The following is a 5,249-nucleotide window of genomic DNA, read 5'->3' on the forward strand; positions in this document are numbered from 1 at the left end:
CGGGCGGGGCATGCTGTCGTGCAATTCAGGCGCCCGTAGATTTCACCCGCCCGCCGGTATTGGAATTTGGAACACCATTGGCCCTGGGGGTGTGTGCACCACTGGGTCCCCACCACCCGTCGGCCATCGCCGTCCATGGGACGGCAGCGTCAGTGGTTCAGGAGATCACTTCTCCGGCGTGAGGCCGTCCACGAAGTCCTTGTTGTCCTCGATCCACTTCTCGACGCCCTCGTCGTCGGAGGTCTCGTTCATGAGGTCCAGCATGCCGTTGATCTGGTCCTCCGTGAGCTTGAAGTCCTTGAACTTGGCGCTCAGGGCGGGGAAGTCGTCCTCGAAGTCCTTGTACGCCATGATGCGCATCTCCTCGGGCTTGCCCATGGAGCCCTTCGGGTCCTCGAGGTCTCGCAGGTCGTACTTGGAGTAGGCCCAGTGCGGGTGCCACAGCGTCACCGCGATGTTGTTGCCCTTGTTGATGGCGCCGTCCAGCTCGGAGAGCATGGCGGGGGAGGAGGAGGTCACGTAGTTCAGGTTGTCCAGGCCGTAGTCCTTGATGGCGCCCTCGGTGAGCTTGTTGAGGCCGGAACCGGCCTCGATGCCAACCAGCTTGTTCCCGTACTCCTTGCCCATGGTCTTCAGGTCCTCGATGGACTTCGCCGGGGAATCGGCGTTCACGGTGAGGGCATTGACTCCGTCCTTGTACCAGGTGCCGAGCTCCACGTAGTTGTCCTTGTACTTGTCCACGTACTCCTTGTGGGTCACAGGGAGCCATGCATCCAGGTACACGTCGATGTCGCCCTTGGACAGGCCGGTGTAGATCACGCCGACGTCTGCCTTCTGGATCTTCACGTCGTAGCCGGCGTCCTCGAGGACCGACTTCCAGAGGTTGGTGACGCCGACGCCCTCGGCCCAGCCGTCCACCACGCCGATGGTGATCTTCTTGTTGTCGCCGTTGTCGGCCTCTCCGCCGCCGCTGGAGCCGCAGGCGGAAAGGGCAAGGGCAGCGATCGCGATGCCGCCCACGGCAACGCGCTTCAGGTTACGAGTGGTACTCATGTTGGTTCCTTTCATGTGGTCTCCCGTTGACGTCAGGGAGACCGCCGATTGGCTTGGCGACGGCCGGAACCGGCCGTGCCGGGTCTCAGGGGTAGGTAGGAGTTACTGCCGCTTCTTCTGCTTCTGACGGGAACCGAAGCCGCCAGTGATGCGGTCAAGGATGATGGCCAGGATGACCACGCAGAGGCCGGCGGAGACGCCTTGGCCGATGCGCACATTCTGGACGGCGTTGACCACGACCTGGCCAAGGCCCTCGCCGCCGACCATGCCGGCGATGACCACCATGGACAGGGCCAACATGATGACCTGGTTGACGCCGGCCATGATGGTCGGCATGGCCAGCGGCAGCTGGATCTGACGCAGGATGCGGCCGGGGGAAGCGCCGAAGGCCTGACCGGCCTCGACGACCTCGGAGTCCACGCCGCGGATACCGAGTTCGGTCATGCGCACGCCCGGAGCAAGGGAGAAGAAGATCGTTGCAACGATGCCGGGCACCACACCGGTAGCCAAGAACATGACCATCGGGATCAGGTAGACGAAGGCAGGCATGGTCTGCAGGAAGTCCATGATGGGCTTCACCACGGCGGAGACTCGTCTGGACTTCGCGGCCCAGATACCCAAGGGTATGGCCACGATGAGAGCCACGATGGTGGCCACAAGGACCAACGCGAGCGTATGCATGGCGTCTTCCCAGTACCCGAGAAAGACGATGACCAGGAGGCCGATCAAGGTACCGGCCGCCAGGATCCACTTCTTCGAGAGCCAGGCAATGACCACGATGACCAAGATCATCAGCCACCACGGAATGGCGACGAAGGCGGCGTCAACGGTGTCGTAGGCGCCTTCCATCACCGTGTTGATGAAGTCGAAGAAGGGCTGCCACGCGGACTGGAGCCAGGTGGCGGCTTCATCGACCCAGTCTGAGAGCGGAATGGTGGGGAGGTCTTCGGGATTCACTTCTGTTCCCCTTCCGTCTCGGTGGTATCTGCTTCGGAGGCGGGGGCCCCATCAATGGGCGCATCGGCGCGGTGCTGTGCGCCCTCGAGCTTGGCGTCGTCCGGTGCCTGCGGGACGATCGGGATGGCTCCCGTTGGTAGGGAAATGGGGCCGGTCTTGGGCGCCTCGGCCGGGACCATGGCGGACAGCAGGACGGCTCGTGGAATGACGCCGACGAGGTGGCCCTTGGAATCGACCACGGCAACGGGCAGCCTGGATTCCGCTGCGGGTGCCAGGACCTCGGAGAGGATGGTGTCCTCGGTGACGATGTATGCCTCGGAGTGAATGAGGCCTTCCAACGCGGTTGCACCACGGCGTTCCGCCTCGATGACCTCGTCATCCACCACGTAACCCACGAGGCGGCGGTCGCGGTCCACCACGTATGCGGCGGAGAGCTGGTTCTTCGCCATGGACACACGAGCTCGCTTGGGACCGGCGGTGTCTGGCAGCTCACCAATGACCTGACTGGCCACGGCGCCCGCGGTGATGACCTTGGCCTTGTCCACGTCGGCGATGAACTTGGTGACGTACTCGGTGGCAGGGTTGGAGAGGATCTCCTCGCCGGTACCGATCTGCACCACCTCACCGTTGCGCATGATGGCGATCCTGTCGCCCAGGCGCATGGCCTCGTCCAGATCGTGGGTGATGAAGACGATGGTCTTGCCCAGCTGACGCTGAAGCACCAGGAGCTGGTCTTGCATCTCGCGGCGGATCAGGGGATCCAATGCGGAGAAGGCCTCATCCATGAGCAGGATATCGGTGTCCGCAGCCAGGGCACGGGCAAGGCCCACGCGCTGCTGCATACCACCCGAGAGCTCGGACGGGTAGTGCTCGATCCAGTCGCCGAGGCCAACCATGGTGAGGGCCTCACGGGCCTTCTTGTGGCGTTCCTCCTTGGGGACGCCCTGGATCTCCAGGGGGTATGCCGCGTTCTCCAGGTTGGACTTGTGGGGCAGGAGGGCAAAGTGCTGGAAGACCATGGAGATCTTCGTGGCCCTGACCTCACGCAGCTGATGCTTGCTGGCCTTGGCCAGGTCCACGCCCCCGACCATCACGGATCCGGCAGTGACGTCCCAAAGACCGTTCAGTGTGCGGATCAGCGTGGACTTGCCGGACCCGGACAGGCCCATGACCACGAAGATCTCGCCGGGTGCCACATCGAAACTCGCGTCGATGACGGCGGCCGTCCCGAGCTTGGAGACGTCCTCGCGGGTTCGTCCCGCACGGAGCTGTTTGAGTGCTTCTCCGGGCTTGGGCCCAAAGATCTTGTAGACGCCCTGAACGCTCAGGGCCGTGTCATGTGTGCCTGACGCGGCTGGAGGAGCCGTCGTGGTGGTGGGTTGTGCCACGGTACGGTATCCGTCCTTTCATTGATGGTGTGTGAGTCGCCGTCGGTTTCCTGCCCGAGGCCGACTCACACCGTTTCGAATTCGATTCGCTTGACCCGTTATGTGTCGGGTGCCCCTTTCACTGTTGTGTGGATCTCCGCTTCTGTCCACTTGGCGGCGTCGTACTTTCTTGACCAACAACTGATATGTCAGTGGCGTGTCGCCCATTCTGCTGCACTTTTCGAGGTATGGGAATGCCACTTTCAAACGTTATGTAATTGTCACGAGCTGGTGACGCAAGGAGATGTGCGTCACAAGGTTCTTCCTGTGACCCACAGCATACCCGTGACACGCCAGAAGGCATGCCAAGAGGGGCTGAGCGACGCCAGGACGTGAGAGGCTGAACGAGACAAGGAGGTAGTACTGCGTGACACAGACCAACTGGGACCCGGCCTCGCAGATCGCATGGCTCTCCTCCGCTGACCTGTCCCCGTGGGTTGCCGATGCCTTGGGGCAGTACGGCACCTTCCCAGGGGTTCACCCGGTTACGGTGCAGCACCGGCCAGGTGCCGGCGTCTCCGCGCTGCTGCAGGTCTCCGCTCCTGACACCCCTGAACCCATGATCATCGGGTTGACGACGGAGATCCTGGACCGAGCGACGTTGGCGGCGGTTCCGGCCGGTTGCGAGCCGCGTTTTGCCCAAGGGCCTGGTGGCATGGTGGTGCTGTGGCCGCATCCCTACGACCCCAAACTCCCCGGTCTGCCCGCAGCAGTGGACCCCGCGCAGGTGCAGGCACGCTGGGGGCACGGGCATACAGTGACTCAGGTTCGCACGCGCGCATACCGGCCACTGCGCAGGGCGGTCCTCGTCGCAGACCTGGACCAGACTCAGCCGGGTACGGCCTTCTTCCTCAAAGTGCTTCATTCCCGCGCAGCAGACTTGGCGCAACGTCACCTCATGCTCACCCACGCGGGTCTTCCGGTGCCTCGGCTGCGGCTGCCGAATGATGCAACCGGACCCACCGACGTGGTACGGGACGGCACCATCGCCCTGGATGTTGCAGCGGGGCACTCCCTCGCCACGGCGCTCGCATCCCAGGAAATGCATCCCGTGAGCACTGCGGACCTCATCTCGGTTCTGGACCGGTTGCCTGCCGAGTGCTTGAAGTTGGAGCGTAAGGATTCGTGGAGCGACAGGATCGAGGACCACGCACTCGCTGCGAGATCCGCCTTCCCCGGCATGGTCCCTGAGATCGACATGCTGTTGCAGCGCATCCGTTGGGGTCTCGCCAACTTTCACCCTGGACAGGTGGTACCAACCCACGGCGACCTCTACGAGGCCAATGTCTTTGTCCATGATTCCCAGATCTCGGGGCTGTTGGACCTGGATGGCGTGGGGCCGGGCTATCGGGTTGACGACCTCGCGTGCCTCGTGGCGCACTTGGCCGTCCTCCCGTCCCTGGATCACCGATACCTCGATGTGCCCAAGCTCCTGCGCTGGATCACACCTGCACTCGTGGCCGATGTGGCTCGGCAGGGCGGCGATCCACGAGGCCTGTGGGTGCGTTCCGCAGCCGTTGTTCTCACCCTGATCGCCGGTATGCCGGGCGAAGGGCACGACGACCTGCTTCAGGCCGCGCGCGACAGGCTGGCCCTTGCGGGCCGCCTGTTGGAGCGCGCCGAGAACTACTTCTGATTCCCTGCTGGCAGTTTCCGGAAATGCGGGCACGATCCGTGCCCGCATTTCCGGATGCTGCCATCTGATGGGGTGCACTGGCGGAGCCGTTGCTCAGGCGTGGTTGTGTTGGATGTGCTTGGTGCGGGAGTAGTCCTGCAGGGCGTAGATGGACAGGTCGCGGCCGTAGCCGGAGC

The 5,249-nt window shown here is 63.5% G+C and carries 4 protein-coding genes; 1 reads left to right on the forward strand and 3 read right to left on the reverse strand.

Going from position 1 to position 5,249, the window contains the following annotated elements; translation table 11 throughout:
* Positions 1–165 precede the first annotated feature (165 nt).
* From Q0A15_RS03510 to Q0A15_RS03520, 3 genes are all read right to left on the reverse strand, one after another.
* The gene (locus Q0A15_RS03510) at positions 166–1,053 is read right to left on the reverse strand and encodes a glycine betaine ABC transporter substrate-binding protein (protein WP_291278153.1); all 888 of its coding nucleotides are present in this window, start codon (positions 1,051–1,053) and stop codon (positions 166–168) included.
* 102 nt (positions 1,054–1,155) lie between these two features.
* Positions 1,156–2,010, reverse strand: a complete 855-nt coding sequence (locus Q0A15_RS03515; RefSeq protein WP_291278154.1) for a proline/glycine betaine ABC transporter permease — start codon at positions 2,008–2,010, stop codon at positions 1,156–1,158.
* On the reverse strand, positions 2,007–3,398 hold the full coding sequence (locus tag Q0A15_RS03520) for a glycine betaine/L-proline ABC transporter ATP-binding protein (protein ID WP_291278155.1): 1,392 nt from the start codon (positions 3,396–3,398) through the stop codon (positions 2,007–2,009). The genes Q0A15_RS03515 and Q0A15_RS03520 overlap by 4 nt, the downstream gene beginning before the upstream one ends.
* 406 nt (positions 3,399–3,804) lie before the next feature.
* Here Q0A15_RS03520 and Q0A15_RS03525 point away from each other — a divergent pair, with 406 nt between their 5' ends.
* Positions 3,805–5,073: a phosphotransferase gene (locus tag Q0A15_RS03525; protein WP_291278156.1), complete on the forward strand. Its 1,269-nt coding sequence runs from the start codon at positions 3,805–3,807 to the stop codon at positions 5,071–5,073.
* The last annotated feature ends 176 nt before the right edge of the window (positions 5,074–5,249 follow it).

The sequence above is a fragment of the Galactobacter sp. genome (assembly GCF_022712295.1).
Taxonomy (GTDB): Bacteria; Actinomycetota; Actinomycetes; order Actinomycetales; family Micrococcaceae; genus Galactobacter.